The 17,557-nt window shown below is 72.3% G+C and carries 10 protein-coding genes; 2 read left to right on the forward strand and 8 right to left on the reverse strand.

Annotated features, from left to right (window positions below):
- Nucleotides 1-5,753, reverse strand: a 5,753-nt coding sequence (locus AB0F81_RS14230; RefSeq protein WP_360196258.1) for a hypothetical protein, incomplete at its 3' end; no start/stop codon positions are given.
- A 297-nt stretch (nt 5,754-6,050) separates the two neighbouring features.
- Between AB0F81_RS14230 and AB0F81_RS14235 the strand changes: the two genes are divergently transcribed.
- Entirely contained in the window at nt 6,051-7,556 is a 1,506-nt protein-coding gene (locus tag AB0F81_RS14235) for a glycoside hydrolase domain-containing protein (RefSeq protein WP_360196261.1), read from the forward strand.
- Between the two features lie 55 nt (nt 7,557-7,611).
- Here AB0F81_RS14235 and AB0F81_RS14240 read toward each other — a convergent pair whose 3' ends face one another.
- The 7 genes from AB0F81_RS14240 to AB0F81_RS14270 all read right to left on the reverse strand — a co-directional run bounded on the left by AB0F81_RS14240 (nt 7,612) and on the right by AB0F81_RS14270 (nt 16,760).
- Nucleotides 7,612-8,703, reverse strand: coding sequence for an endo-1,4-beta-xylanase (locus AB0F81_RS14240; protein WP_360196264.1), 1,092 nt, complete (start codon nt 8,701-8,703; stop codon nt 7,612-7,614).
- A 74-nt stretch (nt 8,704-8,777) separates the two neighbouring features.
- Nucleotides 8,778-10,385, reverse strand: a complete 1,608-nt coding sequence (locus AB0F81_RS14245; protein WP_360196267.1) for an ATP-binding protein — start codon at nt 10,383-10,385, stop codon at nt 8,778-8,780.
- Nucleotides 10,378-11,910: an ATP-binding protein gene (locus AB0F81_RS14250; protein WP_360196270.1), complete on the reverse strand. Its 1,533-nt coding sequence runs from the start codon at nt 11,908-11,910 to the stop codon at nt 10,378-10,380. Before AB0F81_RS14250 ends, AB0F81_RS14245 begins: the two co-directional genes overlap by 8 nt.
- A 39-nt stretch (nt 11,911-11,949) precedes the next feature.
- Nucleotides 11,950-13,245 carry a GNAT family N-acetyltransferase gene (locus AB0F81_RS14255; protein WP_360196273.1) on the reverse strand — a complete coding sequence of 432 codons (1,296 nt, stop codon included), beginning with the start codon at nt 13,243-13,245 and terminating at the stop codon, nt 11,950-11,952.
- 133 nt (nt 13,246-13,378) lie between these two features.
- Nucleotides 13,379-15,064 (reverse strand): hypothetical protein, encoded by a 1,686-nt coding sequence (locus AB0F81_RS14260; RefSeq protein WP_360196276.1) that lies wholly within the window; start codon nt 15,062-15,064, stop codon nt 13,379-13,381.
- Nucleotides 15,065-15,197: 133 nt separating this feature from the next.
- Nucleotides 15,198-15,968 (reverse strand): serine hydrolase domain-containing protein, encoded by a 771-nt coding sequence (locus AB0F81_RS14265; RefSeq protein ID WP_360196279.1) that lies wholly within the window; start codon nt 15,966-15,968, stop codon nt 15,198-15,200.
- 141 nt (nt 15,969-16,109) lie between these two features.
- Nucleotides 16,110-16,760 carry a TetR/AcrR family transcriptional regulator C-terminal domain-containing protein gene (locus tag AB0F81_RS14270; RefSeq protein ID WP_360196282.1) on the reverse strand — a complete coding sequence of 217 codons (651 nt, stop codon included), beginning with the start codon at nt 16,758-16,760 and terminating at the stop codon, nt 16,110-16,112.
- Nucleotides 16,761-16,841: 81 nt separating this feature from the next.
- On the opposite strand from AB0F81_RS14270, the gene AB0F81_RS14275 reads away from it, so the two are divergent.
- Nucleotides 16,842-17,543: an NAD(P)H-binding protein gene (locus tag AB0F81_RS14275; RefSeq protein WP_360196285.1), complete on the forward strand. Its 702-nt coding sequence runs from the start codon at nt 16,842-16,844 to the stop codon at nt 17,541-17,543.
- Nucleotides 17,544-17,557 lie beyond the last annotated feature (14 nt).

Consider the following 17,557-nt stretch of genomic DNA (forward strand, 5'->3'; position numbering starts at 1 on the left):
GCGGCGGCGGCGCGCACCGGCCGGTGCCGGCTGCCGAGGGCGGCGCCGGTGGCGAACGCCTCGGCGGTGCGGTGCCCGGCGGCGATGTCGTGGCCGGTCAGCCGGTAGACGGCGGAGACGCAGCGAACCTGTTCGCCGGGGGCGACGGTGTGGCGGGCACAGGTGACCGCGGCCGGCAGGCCGGTGACGGTCAGCCCGGTCACGGTGACGTTGCCGGTGTTGGTGACGACCACGGTGGAGACGACGTCGTCGCGGACGCCGAGCACCCCGTCGCCGTCGGTGTCGGTCCAGGCGGCCCTCTGCCGGGCGGTGAGGCGGGGCGCGGCCGCGGCGACCGGCACGCCGACGACGGTGGTCCGGGCCTCGACCGGGGCGCCGCCGCGGCGGGTCGCGGTGGCCGCGACGGTGGTGGCGATCCGGCGGCCGGCGTCCAGGTCGGCCTGGGCGACGCGGTACGCGGCGGACACGCACGTCACCGACGCGTCCGGGCCGAGGGTGGTGGCGGTGCAGGTCGCGGTTCCGGTACGCGAGTCGCGCGCCACCAGGTCCCCGACCGTGACGTTGCCGGTGTTGGTGATCGTGTACCGGTAGCGGATCTCGTCGCCCGCCTCGACCGCGGCGCGGTGCGCGGACGGGGTGACCGCGGCGGTCACGCTCATCCGCAGGGCGGCTGCGGCGGCGACCACGGGCACGCGCGCGGTGAACGGGCCGAAGCGGCGGGCGGCGGCCGGGGCGGGTGGGGTGCCGGTGACGTACGCCTGGTTGGTGACCGGCCGGTCCGCGTCGACGTCGGCCTGGGTGACCGGGACCGGCCGGGTGGCGGTGCAGGTCATGCCGGCGCGCACGTGCAGCACCGTCTGCGGGCAGGTGACCGGGCCGGCCGGGGCGTCGGTGACGGCCACCGCGGACATCGTCGCGTTGCCGTTGTTGGTGACCCGATAGCGGTAGCGGATGGTGTCGCCGGCGCGGACCGCGTGCTGGTGGGCGTCCGGGTCGACGTCGGCGGCCACCGCGACGGTCAGCGCGGGGGCGGCGATGCGCAGCGGGACCTGGCCGTGCGCCGGGCCGAACCGGACGTCGGTGGTGGTGCCGGGGCGCCGCCCGTACGCGGTGGCGCTGTTCTCGATCGGCCGGCCGGCGTCGACGTCGTCCGCATCGACGGTGTGGGTGCGGGTGGACGCGCAGGTCACCGACTCCCCCACCGCGAGGGTGCGCTGGGGGCAGCCGGCCTCGCCGAGCCGGTCGTCGGTCACGCCGACCCGCTCGACCGTGGTGTTGCCGGTGTTGGCGACGGTGTAGCGGTAGCCGATCTCGTCGCCCTCCTCGACGCCGGCGGCGGCCTCCGGCGGGGTCACCACCGCATCGAGGGTGAGGGTCAGGGCGGTCTCCGGGGCGGCCAGCCCGACGGTGACGGTCTCCGTGCCGTAGCCGGCCGGGGCGGTGGCGGCGGGGGCCCGGCCGCGGGTCTCGGCGGTGGTCGTCAACGGGCCGCCGGTGTCGATGTCGTCCTGGGTGACCCGGTACGGGCCGGTGGCGCAGACCATGTCGGTGGTGGCGGGCAGGGTCGTCCGCGGGCAGCTCACCGGCCCGGCCAGCGGGTCGGTGACGCTGACGTCCTGCATGGTCACGTTGCCGGTGTTGGTGACCGTGTAGTGGAAGATCACCGCGTCGCCGGCCGCCGCCGCGCCCTGCCGCTGCCCCGGGGTGACCGTCGCGATGCCGGCGAGACCCAGCGCGGGCGCCGCCGCGACCACCGGAACCGGCACCGAGTCCTGGGCGGTGACCGGCAGGCCGGCCGGCGCAGGCCCGGTGGCGGTGACCACCGCGTCGCCGGCGATCGCCGCGCCGGCGTCCACGTCGGCCTGCGTCACCGTGTACGGGGTGGCCGCCGTGCAGACGCGGCTGGCGGCCACGGCCAGGTCGCCGGGCGCGCAGGTGACCGCGCCGGCCCGGGTGTCGGCGACGGCGAGCGCGCTGAGCGTCACGTTGCCGGTGTTGGTGACCCGGTAGGAGTAGCCGATGGTGTCGCCGGCCCCGGCGGGCGCGGTCCGCGAGGGGGTGACGGCGAGGGTGAGCGCGGGCGCGGCGGCGGCGACCGGGACCCCGGCGGTGAACGGCCCGAACGCGTAGCCGATCCCGGTGCCGGTGGCGGTGACCGAGGCGGCGGCGGTGACCGGCTGGGCGGCGTCCACGTCGGCCTGGGTCACCGTGTACCGGTCGCCGGGGGCGACGGTGCAGGTCATCGCGTCGCCGACGGCGAGCGACGACTGCGGGCAGGAGGCGCCGGTGGCCCGGGTGACGGTGAGCGCGATCGCCGTCATGGTGGCCGTGCCGTTGTTGGTGACCCGGTAGGTGTAGCCGATCCGGTCGCCGGTGGCCGCGGCGTGCTGGTGTTCGGCCGGTGTCACCACCGGGGTCACCGCGACGGTCAGCGACGGGTGCGCGACCGCCACCGGCACGCTGGTGCTGACCTCGGCGAAGCGGACCGGGTCGTGGGCGGCGGAGGTGACCGCGAACGCGCGGACCGTGTCGACGATCGGCGCGGCCGCGTCGATGTCCGGCTGGCCGACGGTGTGCCCACCGGCCGTGCAGGAGGTGCCGGCGCCCGGCGCCAGGCCGGCGGCGCCGCAGGTGGCGGCCCCGCCGCGGGTGCCGGTGACGGTGAGCGCGGTCATCGTCAGGTTGCCGGTGTTGACGACCGTGTAGCTGTAGTCGATGCGGCCGCCGGCCTCGACGCCGTTGAGGTCGCCGGGCCCGGTCACGGTGGGGTGGACGGTCAGGTGCAGTGCGGGCTCGGCGGCGTCGGCCTGGACGCTGACCGTGGCGTCGTCGTTGGACGCGTCGGTGTCGATGCTGCCGGAGGTGTGCAGCCGGGCCGAGGTGGTGAGGGTGCCGGCGTGCTGGGCGACCGCGGTGAGGTCGAGTTCCGCGGTGCCGCCGGCGGTCAGGCTGGTCAGGGTCCAGGCCACGGTGGCCGGGTCGTAGTCGCCGGCGCCGGCGACCGGCGCGCCGCCGGTGATCAGCAGGCCGCCGCCGGCGCCGAGGCGGATCACCACGTCGGCCGCGTCGGACGGGCCGAGGTTGCGCACCGCCACCCGGAACCGGGCGTCCTCGGTCTGCACCACGGCCGGGGTGCTGGTGGTCTCGGTGATCCGCAGGTCGGCGCGGCGCTCCACGGCGCGGGTGGTGGTGACCGAGTCGTTGGCGGCGACCGGGTCGGCGGTGGTCGCGAAGACCACCGCGGTGCGGGTGTAGACGGTGTCGCTGTAGCCGGTGGACAGCAGCACCCCGGTGAAGTCGAGTCGCCAGGTCCCGCCGGTGGCGAGGGTGGGCCGGGTGCAGACGTAGGCGCCGCCGTCCGCGGTGATCCCGCCGGGCACCCCGGCGCCCTGGAAGGCGCATTCCGGGCTCGCGGCCGGCACCGGCCGCCCGGCCGGGATGGCCTGGCGCACCACGACGCCCTCGGCGCGGGTCCGGCCGTTGTTGGTGACGGTGACCGCGCCGTCGACGGTCTGCCCGGCGACCAGTGCGGTGGCGTCGCCCGGGTTGGTGAGCGTCTGCGCGATGTCCAGGTCGGCGCTGAGGTCGATGGTGAAGGTGACCGTGTCGGTGTCGTTTGCCGCGTTGGTGTCGGTGGTCGGTGAGATGATGGTGGTGCTGGCCCGGCCGGGGCCGGCGGTGGCGTCCGGGCCGATCCGGGCCTGGCCGGAGAGCGGCACCGAGGCGCCGGCCGGCAGCAGCGGCAGGGTGCAGGCGTTGGCGGTGCAGAACTGCGGGTCGCGCAGGATGGTGACGCCGGGCGGGACGACGGTGTTGAAGGTGACGTTGGTGGCCGCGGACGGGCCGTGGTTGGTGACGGTCAGGGTGTAGGGCACGGGGTCGCCGGCGTACGCGCTGGTCGCGCCGAGGCGGAGTGAGACGCCGACGTCGGCGACCGCGGTGCCGGCCGACTGCACCGAGAAGTTGTTGTCGGCCGCGTCCGGGTCCGGGGTGGCCGCGGTGACCGAGACCGCGTTGTTGATCGCGGTGGAGGTGAGCACCATCGTCACGCTGACCGTGGCGGTGTCGCCGGGATTGAGGTCGGGCACCGTGCACTCGACGGTGCCGGTGGCGGTCAGGGCGCAGGCGCCGCCGGCGACCGAGGCGCTGGAGAAGGTGGCGGTGGCCGGCACCGGGTCGGTCAGGACGATGCCGCGGGCCACCGAGGGGCCCCGGTTGGTGATGGTGGCGGTGTAGGTGATCGGCGCGCCGGCCACACCGGGCGTGTTGGTCATGGTGACGCCGAGGTCGGCCAGGGCGGTGACCGCGCCGCTGACCGAGGTGGCGTTGTCGGACTGGTTGATCTCGAAGGTGGTGGCGGCTACCGAGGCGGTGAGGCTGGCCTGCAAACCTGGTGGGGCGGCGGCGGAGAGCCCGCCGGTGACGGTCATGGTGGCGGTGGCGCCGGGTGCGAGGGCGCCGGCGTCGCAGCGCACCGTGGAGCCGGCCGTGGTGCAGGGGCCTTCCGGGGAGGTGGCGGTGACCCCGGTGATGCCGGCCGGCGCCACCGCGGTGAGCTGGGTGCCGGTGGCGGTGTTCGGGCCGGTGTTGCGGGCGGTGACGACGGCGGTGGCGGTGCCGCCGGCGATCACCCCGGGCGCGGTGATCACGGCGGAGACCGCCAGGTCGGCGGCCGCGCCGACGGCGGTGCTGACCGTGGTGGAGACGGCGACCGGCCGGCTGCCGGTGAGCGCGTCGGTGTAGGCGGCGGTCGCGTCGTTGCTGATCGTGGAGGCGGCCGCCGCGCTGGTGACCCGTGCCTGATAGGTGATGCTGCGGGAGTCGCCGACCGCGATCACGCCGCCGGACGCGGCGGTCGCGCCGGTGCCGGCGCGGACCCGCACGGTACGGGTGGCCGCGTCGTACTCGCCGGTGTCGCCGTCCGCCGCGTCGCTGATCGTGGTGGTGGCCGTCCCGCTGATCGAGCGGATCGAGCCGGGCACCAGGGTGGTGCCGGCCGGCAGGTCGTCGGCGAGCACGCTGAGCTGGGCCGGGTTGCCGCCGTCGTTGCGGGCGGTGACCGTGTAGGTGAGCACGTCGCCGACGTCGGCCGCGGTGCCGCTGACCGTGGTGGTGGCGAGCAGGCAGGCGGAGGTGCCGAAGGAGATGGCGTCGAGGAAGTTGCCCAGGCCCTGGCTGCCGCCGGCCGCGGAGACCGACTCGAAGGCGAACCGGGTGGTGCTCTGCCCGTTCGGCACGGTGTAGAAGCCGGACCAGGTGCCCCAGGCGGTCCTGCCGTCGGCGTACTGGCCCTGGCTGACCAGGGCGCCGCCGGGCGCGCCGATGAGCAGCGCCATGGTGTCGATGCCGGCGCGGCCGCGGTGCTTGAGCTCCCAGCGCAGGGTCTGCCCGCCGGTGGTGGCCACGTCCTGGTAGAGGGTGGAGACCTGGTTGGCGTTGAGTTCGGCGTGCTGGGTGCCGGAGGCGGCGTAGACCTGGTTGAACGGCTGCCGCCAGATCTCGATCTTCTTGTCGGTGGCGGTGGTCTGCCAGCCGGGGACGTTGGTCTGCGCCGTGATGACGTAGGCGCCCTTGGTGGCGTCGGTGACGTTGACGACCGGCGTCTCGAAGTCCCCGTTGACCAGGGAGACGGGCGCGGCGCAGGTGGTCGGCGCGGCAGCGGCCGGCTGCTGGCCGAGGGGCAGGCCGACAGCGGCGGCGGCGCCGAGCAGGGCGGCCACCGTGAGCAGGCGCAGCGTCAGTCCGACAATCACCCCCTGCAACCTATGCGGCTGATTAGCGCGTTATGGCGCTTTCGCAGATTTGCCGGTGCCCGGGAACGGGCGACGGGAACGCCGTTCGGACGATCATCTATCGGCCGAATGGTCCTGTACAGGACGCTAGAGGTCTGCTTCCCTCGATGGGCTCCCGGTTGCCGACGATAGGTCCCACAAATGAATGCAACGCCCAAGCCCGGGCGTCACCGGCTCCATCCCCGTCGGATCCTCAAGTACCGGAAGCGACTACTCGGAGCAATCGTCGCCGCACTGTGCGTCGCCCCGCTCGCTCTGGTGAACGGGAACGCGACCGCCGCCAGCACCCTGCCGCCGCAGCCGGGCACCTTCCGGGGGTACGCGTTCGACGCGTGCACCGCCCCGTCGAGCGACGCGATGAAGGCCTGGCTCAAGTCGCCGTACCGGGGCATCGGCATCTACTTCGGCGGCGCGTCGCGCGGCTGCACGCAGGCGAACCTGACCGCCGCGTGGGTCAAGGAGCAGATCGGCCGCGGCTGGCGGCTCCTGCCGATCTACGTGGGCCCGCAGGCCAGCTGCACCACCGCCACCAAGCGCAACCTGATCGACAACACCCGGGCCGCCACGCAGGGCCGGGCCGCCGCCGACGACGCGGTCACCCAGGCCAAGAAGCTCGGGCTGTCGCCGGAGAGCGTGCTGATCTACGACATGGAGGCGTACAAGACCAACGACGCCGCCTGCGAGGCCGGCGTGCTGGCGTTCATGTCGGCGTGGACCGCCCGGTTGCACGACTACGGCTACTTCTCCGGTTACTACAGCAGCGTGAGCTCGGGCATCGCGGACCAGGTCGCGGTCTACAACAAGCCGGGGTACGTGCGCCCCGACTACGTGGACTTCGCCCGCTGGGACAACGTCGTCACGGTCAACGACAAGTCGATCCCGGCGTCGTACTGGACCCCGCAGCGGCGGATGAAGCAGTACGGCGGGCCGCACAAGGAGACCTGGGGCGGCTTCACCATCAACATCGACAGCAACTTCGTCGACTACGCCCGGCTGCCCTCGGCGCGGCTCGGTGACTGGACCCGCAACGGCTGGTCCGACGTGGTGGCGCGGACCCGCAAGACCGGCAACCTCTACGTCTACCCGGGCAACGGCACGGTGGTCAGCGAGGACGCCCGCACCAAGGTCGGCAGCGGCTTCGGCGGCGTCGACGCGCTGATCCGGATGGACCTCAACCGGGACGGCTTCACCGACCTGATCAGCCGGACCACCGCCGGGAAGATGTACTTCTACCCGGGCGCGAGCAACGGCAAGCTCGGCAAGCGCAAGAAGCTCTACGACAACATGAAGCACCTGCGCGAGATCACCTCGGTCGGTGACTTCAACCGGGACGGCTACCCCGACATGCTGGCCTCGCAGACCAGCAACGGCAACGTCTACCTCTACCCGGGCAAGAAGGGCGCCAAGTTCGGCAAGCGCAAGCTGCTGGCGAAGGGCAACTGGAACAACCGCGGCGAGTTCGCCGGGGTGGGCGACTTCAACCGCGACGGTTACCAGGACCTGGCGGTGGTGCACACCAGTACCCGGGTGATGTACCTCTACCCGGGCAGGGGCACCGGCTTCAAGGCCCGCTACAAGATCGGTACGACGCGGGGTTACCGTGACTGGACCGGGATCGGCGACTTCGACCGGGACGGTTACACCGACCTGGTGGCGGTGCAGGCGTCCACCGGCAACCTGGTGCTCTTCCGGGGCCGCGGCAAGGCGCTGTACAACGGCGTACGCATCTCCAGCGGCTACAAGGGCCGTACCCCGCTGTTCTGATCCGACAAGCGCAGACGATGCCGGGCCGCAGCTTTCGCTGCGGCCCGGCGTCGTCTCAGCGGGCCTGGCGCAGGCCTTCGCGCAGCGTGTAGTAGGCCGGCTTGCGGGTGAAGTCGTCCCACATCACGGTCGCGGCGCCCTCGGCCGGGAAGAACACCGGCACCCACGAGTACTTGTCGGTGAAGCCCCAGATGGTGAACGAGTTGCAGTCGTCGACGGCCAGGCAGGCGTCCAGCACCGTGCGGTAGTAGCGGGCCTGGGTCTGCAACTGCTCGGCGGTCGGCTCGCCGCCCTCCGGCAGGTCCATCCGCACGTCGAGCTCGGTGATCGCGGTGTACAGCCCGAGGTCGTCGAAGCGCTGCAGGACGCTGGCCAGCTGGTCGGGCGCGCCGTAACGCATGCTCAGGTGCGCCTGGGAGGCGAAGCCGTGCAGCGGCACCCGGGCCGCCAGCAGCTCCTTGGCGAGCGCCTCGTAGGCGTCCACCTTGGCGCCCGGCCAGTCCACGCCGTAGTCGTTGAGGAACAGCTGCGCCTTCGGGTCGGCCTGGTGCGCCCAGCGGAACGCGTCGGCGACGATGCCCGGCCCGAGCTCGCGGATGAAGATGTTCTCCTGCCGGTACTCCCCGTTCTCGTTGAAGATCTCGTTCGCCACGTCCCACTGGTGGATCTGCCCGCGGTAACGGCCGACCACCGTGTAGATGTGGCTCTTCAGGATCGAGCGCAGCTCGGCCTTGGTGAAGGTGCCCTCGGTGAGCCAGTCCGGGTTCTGGCTGTGCCAGAGCAGGGTGTGCCCGCGCACGACCTGCTTGTGCTGGCGGGCGAACTTCACGATCGCGTCGGCCGGGCCGAAGTTGTAGCGGTGCCGCTCGGGGTGGATGAACTCCCACTTCATCTGGTTCTCCGGCGAGACCGAGTTGAACTCGGCGGCCAGGACCTTGCGGTAGGGCCGGTCGTAGGTGAACGGGTCCGGGTAGGGCTGGTCGACGTGGTGGCCGCCGCCGGCCACCGCGGTGCCGATCCGCAAGTCTCGGGGCGCTGCCGATCGCAGGGTCTTGCCGTCGTGGTGGCCGCCGGCGCTGGCCGGTGGGGTCTGACCGGCGAGGGCGAGCAGGGCTGAGGTGGCGAGGACAGCCACGGTCTTTCTCAAGGTGACTCCTTGGAGGGAGAGGAGCGCGTAACTTTCGGTGTTCACTCGTAAGTTATGCGGACCACCGACGCCCGTCAATGCGGGAGCGAGAAGACGACCGCTGTTCCGCCTCCCGGGTTCTCCTCCACCCGGATGGCGCCGCCGTGCCGTTCGACGATGCGCAGGCAGCTGGAGAGTCCGATGCCGTGCCCGGACGCGGGCGTGTCGTCGAGCCGGGTGAACATGTCGAAGACCCGCTCCCGCTGCTCCGGCGGGATGCCCAGCCCGTTGTCGGCGACCCGGATCTCGTCGCCGTCGGCGGTCACCGTGACCCGGCAGGGCCGGTCCGGATGCCGGTACTTGACCGCGTTCGCGATCAGGTTCTGCAGCAGCTGCCGGGCCAGCACCGGGTCGCAGGAGAGCAGCGGCAGCGGCCGCGGCACGCTGACCCGCGCCCGCGCCTCGTCGATCGCCTCGCGCAGGTCGGTGAGCACGTGGTCGAGGATCTCGCCGAGGTCGGCCCGTTGCCGGCACACCGGGGCGCTTCCGGCCCGGGCGTAACCGAGCAGGGCGGCGATCAGGTCGCACATCCGCCGGACCGCGCGACTGGCCGCGTCAACGTAGTCCCGGGCGTCGCCGGTGACCTCGTCGGCCAGCAGCTCCAGATAGCCGCCGACCGCGCCGAGCGGGGCGACCAGGTCGTGGCTGACCGCGCCGGCGAAGTTGCTCAGGTCGGCGTTGGACCGGCGCAGCTCCTCGTTGGCCGCGGCCAGCTCCCGCCGGGCCTGGTCGATCAGCCGCTGCTGGGCCCGGTCACGGGTCACGTCGGTCATCGCGACGACGGCGCCCATCGGGGTGCCGTCCGGGCCGGCGAGGGCACGGCCGCTGACCACGACGTGCACCGGGTCGCCGTCCTGCGGGCGGATGATGATCTCGGCGCCGGTGACGGTGCCTTCCCGCAGGGCGCGCAGCAGCGGGACCCGGTCCGGGGTCAGGCGGGTGCGGCCGTCGGTCTCGTACAGCCGGTAGCGGCCGGAGAAGTCCCACGGGTCGGCCGCCGGGTCGGCGTCCAGCCCGTGCCACTGCCGGGCGGCCCGGTTGAACAGGGTGAGCCGGCCGTCCTGATCGCAGGCCACCACGCCGACGTCGATGGTCTCCAGCAGGGTGTCGGTCCACCGCCGGCGGGCCTCGGCGACCGCGGCCAGCTCCCGGTTGAGGCGGGCCTGCCGGCGCCGCTCGAACAGCGCCAGGATGATCCCGGCCAGGTCCTTGAGCCGGGCGATCTGCCGGTCGTCGAGGGTGTGCGGCTCGGTGTGGAAGACGCACAGCGAGCCGAGCGCGTGCCCGTCCGGGGTGACCAGCGGCGCCGAGGCGTAGAAGCGCACCTCGGCGAGGGCCCCGGTGACCCACGGGTTGTCCCGGTAGGTGGGGTCCAGGCGGGCGTCCGGCAGGTAGGTGAACTGCCCGGTCTCGAAGCGGATCGCGCACATCGAGTCCTCCCGCGCCGAGTCACCGCCGGGGAAGCCGACCGTGGTCAGCTGGCACTGCCGCGTCTCGTCGATCAGGTTCAGCGTGGCGGTGGGCACCCGGGCGACCGCGGCGGCCACCCGGACCACCGCCTCGAGTTCGTCGCCGGCCGGCGAGTCGAGCAGGCGGTACTCGTGCAGTGCCGCGAGCCGCCGCTGTTCCCGCACATCAGTCATCGACCGGCTCCGGCAGCGTGAAGACGACGGTCGTCCCACCGTCGGTGTTCTCCGTCGTCCGGATGGCGCCACCGTGCCGGTCGACGATGCGCACGCAGCTGGACAGGCCGATGCCCCGCACCTGGTCGCGGTCCCCCGCGGGCGACGCGTCGCCGTCGTCGCTGATCGACACCGCGTCGCCCTCGGCGCGGACCTCGATCCGGCTCGGCCGCCCTTTCAGGGCGTTCGCGATCAGGCTCCGCAGCAGCTGGCGGACCAGCCCCGGGTCGCAGCAGAGCACCGGCAGCCGGCCGGGCACGCTGACGCGCGCCCCGGCCGCCTCGATCTCGGCACGCAGGTCCAGCACCACCTGACCAACAAGATCACTGAGGGGTACGGGTACGCGCCGCACCGGTGCGCTGCCGGCCCGGGAGTGGTCGAGCAGCGCCTCGATCAGCTCCCGCATCCGGCCGACCGTCCGGGCCGCCGCCTCCACCCAGCCGCGGGCCGACTCGTCCACGTCGTCGGCGAGCAGGTCCAGGTAGCCGCCGACCGCGGCGAGCGGGGCGACCAGGTCGTGGCTGACCGCGCCGGCGAAGTTCGTCAGGTCGGCGTTGGAGCGGCGCAGGTCCGCGTTCGCCGCCGCGAGCCGTTCCCGGGCCTGCTCGATCAGGCGATGGCGGGACCACTCGGCGGTCACGTCCTGCACCGCGACCACGGCGCCGAGCACCGCACCGTCGCCGGACTCCAGCGCGCGGGCGTTCGCCCGGACCCGGCGCGGCTCGTGACCCGGCCACCGGATCGCCAGCTCCCGGCCGGTCACCGGCCCCTCGCCGCGCAGCGCCACGGCCAGCGGGACCCGGTCGGCCGGCACCGGGGTCTCGCCGTCCGGTTCGTACAGGGCGATCTCTTCCGGGTCGTGCAGATCGTGGGCGGCCCGGTTGAACATGGTGACCTGATATCCCGGGTCGACGGCGATCACCGCCACGTCGACGGTGTCCAGCACCGTCTCGGTCCACTGCTGGCGCGCCTCGGTCTCGGCGGCCAGCTCGGCGGTGAGCCGGGCGTGCCGGCGCCGCTCGAAGAACGCCACGATGATGCCGGCGAGGTCCTCCAGGCGGCTGATCTGCTCCGCGGTCAGCTCCCGCGGCTCGGCGTCGAAGACGCAGAGCGTGCCCAGCACGGCACCGTTCGGGGTGATCAGCGGCGCCGACGCGTAGAACACGATCGAGCCCAGCACGCCGGTCACCCACGGGTTGGCCCAATAGTCCGGGTCGAGGCGGGCGTCCGGCACGTGCACGAACCGGCCGGCCTTCAGGTGCACCGCGCACATCGCGTCCTCGCGGTCGCAGTCCTGACCCGGGAAGCCGACCGTGGTCAGCTGCCACTGCCGCCGGTCGTCGATCAGGTTGAGGGTGGCGGTCGGCACGCCGGCGATCGCGGCCGCGACCCGGACCACCGCCTCCAGCTCCTCCTGCGGCGGGGTGTCGAGCAGCTGGTAGTCGTGCAGCTCGGCGAGCCGCCGCTGTTCCCCCTCGACCGTCACCTGATACCTATCGGCACCCCAGCCGCAACCCTTACCGGGTCAGTTCCGGGGCCACACCCGTACCGGGACCCTCGGGAACGCGGCGGTCAGGAATTGCTCGGTGAGCCGGTCGCGCAGCAGGAAGTCCGGCCAGGTGTCCAGCACCTGCGCCACGGTGCGGTGGCCGAGCGCCAGCTGCGGCAGCGCCCCCGGCGGGACCGCGGCGTGGACGGCCGGGTCGGTGGCCGGGCTGACCACGCCGGGCACGGCCCGCACCGCGGTCAGCTCGCCGGCGGTGAACTCCAGGCGGGCGGCGCGGCCGTACAGGTCGATGGTCAGCGCCGGCTCGGGCCAGCGCAGGCCGGCGGCCTGCCAGCGTTCGCGCAGGACCGGCAGCAGGTGGCCGAGCAGGCCGGCCGGGTCGCCGATCCGGACGTACCAGCCGCGCTGCCGGGCCGGCACGCCGGGCGGGCCGAAGCGGGCCAGCGGATGCTCCGGGTCGAGCAGCAGCCGCAGCCCGGTGAACTCCCCCGCCGCGGCATGGCGCCCTCCGGCGTAGCCGAGCATGGCTCGGGCCGCCGCCGGCCAGTCCCCCGGGTCTGCGCAGCCCGCGGCGAACACCACCAGCTCGCCGGCGCCGGAGAGCCGGGCGCTGTGCACCAGATACCCGCGTACGCCGGTGCCGTCGTCCAGGACCGCGACCTCGCGCCGGGCGAGATCGCCCGGCCGCCGCCCGGCGATCTCGTAGCGCCACGTCGCGGCGTCGCGCGGGCAGGTCAGGGCGGTCCCCTCGGTGAGCCGCAGGTCGATCTTCGCAAGCGCCTCCGCGTCGGTGACGGCGGCCGGGCGTACGCTCGCGTGCCCCTCCCCCGCTGCCAGCGCCGTGGCGGGCACGCTCGGCGCGCCGTCGTTGGCGAGGGCGTACTCGTAGCCGAGCCGCCGGTAGAAGTACGGAATCCCCTCGATCATCTGCACCAGCACGCCGCCCTCATCGCACCGCTGGTGCAGCGCGGCGAAGAGCCGCTCGGTGAGCCGATTGCCACGGTGCTGCGGCGTCGTCCCGACCAGCTCCACCTGAACGACCGGCAACCGCACCCCGGCCAGGTCCCACTCCTGCCGCAACGCGACGAGGCTGGCCGCCGGCCGCCCGGTCGCGGTGTCCTCGGCGACCAGGAAGTCGTCCGGGGTGACGGTGGGATGCCCGTCGAGCAGATCCTCGACCCAGGCGGCGATGCCGGCGTGCGGCGCGCCGCCGGTCACCGCTTGCAGCTGAACGGCGGCTTGCAGCCGCGCGAGGTCGTCCACGTCAGAGGCCCGCCCAGGCCGAATCGTGTAATGGCCGGTGTCGGTGAGCATGCCTTACTTTCTACCAGCCCGGCGCACGCTCGCCCGGTGCACTCATCTCCACAAAGGCACCGGCGCGACCCGAGAGCCGCCGGGACGAGTTCAGCTGGGCAGCTTCCGCAGTCAAGGTGACCGCCCCAATGTCTCAACGCCCTCGCTGCCGGGGCAGCATCTGGTCCATCCGGATCAGGTTCTGATTGATGTCAGTCGCGGTGTACTCGCACGGTAGGCCGTATTTCCACAGTTCGTCGATCTGGTCGTTCCACAACACCTCGGCCTTCCCGGCCGGCCGCTGTCCGCTGAGGGCAGTCACCCACGCCTGCGCAGCCGAGTAGGTGCCCGCGTCGACTTCAGCGGCGAGCTCATCGAAACGTTGCTCGGAGACCAGCATTTCGACGAGGCGACGAGATGCCGACAGGCTTCCCTGGTCGGCGCGTTCTCGCAGCTCGTCGAACCGGCGTCCCTCGGCCAGCAGGTCCGCCAATCCGCGGGCGGCGTCATTGTCTCCGGCGTCGGCTCGGCTCCGCAGTTCCTGCTCGTTGTGGTCTTCGAGAAGCATGGTGCTCAGATGCTGGGTGGCGTCGACCCACCAATGCCCCCTGCCGTCCGCCGCCCTGCGAAGGATGTCCATCGCGTCGCTTCGACGGCCGCCGTCCACCATGATCGCGACTGCACGCGCTCCAGTCACGGCGTCGACGTCGTCATACGCGGTTCGCATTGCGGTGATCAGTTCGTCGAGGTCCTGTGACGCCAAGGCTGCCTCGACCTGAAGCGGCAGCACGCGGCGTTGGGGACGTGCTCGCGCTCGATTCTCGTCGACGGGTTGGCGGCTCTCGTCGATGTCGGCGACGGCGCGTTGTGCCCAGCGGTAGTTCTGAGCAGCCCATCGCCTGAGCCTGCTTTCCGAGCCTTCTATGCCGTGCAGCCGCCGCAGTTGCTGGAGGTAGGCTCTGGCGACCTCCCCGTTCTCCTCCGCCAAGCGCCTCAGCTCGCCCTCACGAGACGAGCCGCTCAATTCTCTGACGACCACCTCAGCAATCTCCCCATAGACACCGGAGGCCAGCACCGCATCGATTTGGCCGCGTCTGATGAGCAGATGATCGCGATAGCCGCGTGCCCGAAGATCACCGGCTTCCGCGAGAGGCTGCCAGAGCGATTCGGCATATCGGTACAGCAGGCGAGCACTCGCGGCTTCGGCGAGCCGCCAGCGATACCGCGGCTCGTTGGCATGCTCGATCAGCGCCTCCCACACCGTCGACGGTGGCCGGACCGTGCGGCGATGTCGTTTCGATGTTTCCAGTGCTTTGTCCCGGACGACATAACCGATGAAGCTCCCCATCGTCCCGTCACCGGTCGGCACCAAGGCTGGGCCACCGTTGCGAGCCGATGTGGCGGCGGCGGAGAGTGCCCGTTCACACCAGTCCGGCGGAGCCTTCGCCCGATGCGGCTGCTCCAGATAGCCCGGGGCTGCGGCCGCCAGCAATTCCGGAGTCTGGATCCCCTCGTATCCCAGGCGGCGCATATCGACGGCAGCGTCGATCACCGCGGCTACGTACGCTTCGGGCAGGTCATCGTTCTCGACTTCAGGTGCCGGCTTCTCCCACGGCGCCTCGCCGCCTGGCTCGTCATCCGAGGATGAGGCTTCTTCCTCAAGCTCCGCGCGCTGATGCTGAGCCGCCGGGATTGCCCTTTCGACGACCAGGGCGATCCCGGCGGCGCAACCTATCAGAATCACCAGCCCCGCGAAGAGCCACCAATTCCAGTGGGCCGTTACGACGTTGGTGATAAGCGCGATCACGCCGCCCAGGACGGATCCGGTCACGATCGCCAACGCGCGACGTCGTGGAGATGGCCGGCTGGGAGTCGGCGGGTACGCAGCCAATGATCACACCTCCGGGATCATCCCGTGAGCCGACGCCAGCCGGACATCGCACGGAGCCGTCGCGGCCGCGAGGGTGGCCCACCTATTCGAAGAACCGTTCACACGTGCGGGAATCCAGTGCCTCGGAGTTGCTGAGAACCACAATGCGGCGATCGGTTTCCGGGATGCTCGCGGCAAACGCTTTGAAGCCTGCGTTGTGCCCGTTGTGATACCAGCACCGCCGGCCGTTGAGAACACCCACGAATACCCCGTAGCCGTATCCGCCCGCATCGTGGCCTTTACCGGTCTCCGCCTGCGCGGTGATCATCAGAGTGCGGTACGGCTCGCGGAGCAGACGCCCGTTCTGGATCACGTCGAGCCACGCCACCATGTCTCGCGCCGTCGACCACACGTCACCCGCGCCCATGCCCACCACGTCGAGTTCCCAGGTCGCCAGCGGCCGGCCGGTGGCGTCGTGGCCGCGTGCCACGTCCGCCACGGCACCGGGCATCCCGGCGAATGTGCCGTCCGACCCCAGTGGCGCGAAGATCCGGGCGGCGAGGAACTGCCGGTACGGTGTGTTGCTCGCCCGCTCCACGACATGGGCCAGCAGCACGTAGCCCGGGCTGCTGTAGCTCCAGCCCGCGCCCGGGGGATACTTCACCGGCACGCCGTGGAAGGTCTTCACGAGGTCGTCCGGACCGACCCGCCGGGTCAGATCGATCATCGGGTAGTCGTCCCAGTGGCCGAGGCCGGACGTGTGGGTGAGCAGGTGGTGCAGCGTGATGCCACTCCATTGCCATGGGCAGCCGCCGATCCAGCGATCGATGTGGTCGTCCAGGCTCAGCACGCCCTGTTCGGCCAGGATCAGCACGGCGGCAGCAGTGAACGCTTGCTCACCGAAGCCAGCTGATACCGCGTCCGTGTGGTGTCCTCCGCGACGACGTGTGTGCCCTGCCGCACCAGGATCTCGGTTCGCACCATGGTGCCGACCATAAACAGATACCGATGGATTTCACAGCAGTCGCCGGGCGAGGCTGTCGAGGATGAGGTCGAGGCCGATGGCGAACTCGTCGGCGTAGGCGTATCCGGGGCGCAGCGCGTACTCCACCATCTCGGCGAGGTGCGGGAACTCGTCGGCGGGCAACTGCTCGAGCAACCCACCGGCGACCACCTCCAGTTCGTCGGCGTTGGTGAACGGCAGCCCGGCTTCCTGGATGACGAAGCCGTACACGTAGCTGTCGATCAGCGAGAACGCGGTGGCCGCGGCGGCGATGTCGAAGCCGGCGGCGCGCAGGCAGCCGAGCACCGCGTTGTGGTGGCGCAGCGTCGCCGCGCCGGCGTTGGGGCGGGAGTCCATCAGCGACACCGCCCAGATGTGCCGGCCGAGCACGGCGCGCGCGGAGGCCGCCCGGTCGCGCATGGCGGCGCGCCAGTCGCCGCCGGGAGCGGGCAGCTCGATCTCGGCGAAGATCAGATCCACGAGCCCGTCGAGGATCTCGTCCTTGTTGCGGACGTGGTGATAGAGCGACATCGCCTCGACACCGAGCCGCTCGGCGACCGCGCGCATCGAGACGGCGGCGATGCCCCGCTCGTCGGCCACGTCGACCGCGGCCCGGAGGACCGCTTCGCGGCTGAGCGGTGTGGTCCGGCTTCGTGGTGCCATCGTGCCCTCTCGTCCCTGGAATGCCTTGACAACCTTACACACGTAAGGTTGCCTTACACCCGTAAGGAGGGTGAGAGAGACATGGGAGACAGGCTGAAGGTCTGCATCGTGGGCGCGTCCGGCAAGCTGGGCCGCTACATGGTCGAGCACGCGCTCGCGCGTGGCTACGAGGTGGTCGGCGTGTGCCGGCCGAAGAGCGTGGACAAGCTGGCCGGCTTCGCCGACCGGATCACCGTGCTGCCGGGCGCGACGAACGACCGGTCCGTGATCGCCGAGGCGGTGGCCGGCTGCGACGGCGTGCTCACCGTGCTGGTCCCGTGGGGTGTGCACGGATACGCGACGGGCACCGCCCAGGCGGTGCTGGACCACGCCCCACCGGACGCGCGGCTCATCTTCTCGTGCGGCTGGCACATCACCCGCGACGGCGCTGACGTCTACTCACGCCGGCTGCGCGCGGAAGTCGCCGTCGGCGGCCGGCTGGGCCGTTGGCTGCGGCTCGTCGACATCGACGACCAGGTCGAGGCTTGCCGGCGGATCTTCGCCAGCGACCGCCGGTGGACCGTCGTCCGGGGCAGCGACCTCGAAGAGGGCGACAGCCAGGGGCTGCCGGTGTGGAGCCGCCACGTCGGCGACCCGATCCTGGCGAGCAACCGGACCCACCGCACCGACTTCGCGCTGTTCATGGTGGAGGCCCTCACCGACACCTCGCTCGTGCGGGAAGCGCCCGCCATCGTCGGCTGCCGCACCCCGTCCGCCCTCGCCCACGGGCCCACTCCCCGGTAGGCCGCCGTTCCCGG

Origin of the sequence: Actinoplanes sp. NPDC024001, from assembly GCF_040638955.1 — a bacterium.
Classification (GTDB): Bacteria; Actinomycetota; Actinomycetes; order Mycobacteriales; family Micromonosporaceae; genus Actinoplanes.

What these genes read in the sequence shown, in the direction of transcription:
- AB0F81_RS14245 (WP_360196267.1), bottom strand. Translation starts at nt 10,385, where the DNA reads ATGACTGATGTGCGGGAACAGCGGCGGCTCGCGGCACTGCACGAGTAC.
- AB0F81_RS14255 (WP_360196273.1), bottom strand. Translation starts at nt 13,245, where the DNA reads ATGCTCACCGACACCGGCCATTACACGATTCGGCCTGGGCGGGCCTCT.
- AB0F81_RS14270 (WP_360196282.1), bottom strand. Translation starts at nt 16,760, where the DNA reads ATGGCACCACGAAGCCGGACCACACCGCTCAGCCGCGAAGCGGTCCTC.
- AB0F81_RS14275 (WP_360196285.1), top strand. Translation starts at nt 16,842, where the DNA reads ATGGGAGACAGGCTGAAGGTCTGCATCGTGGGCGCGTCCGGCAAGCTG.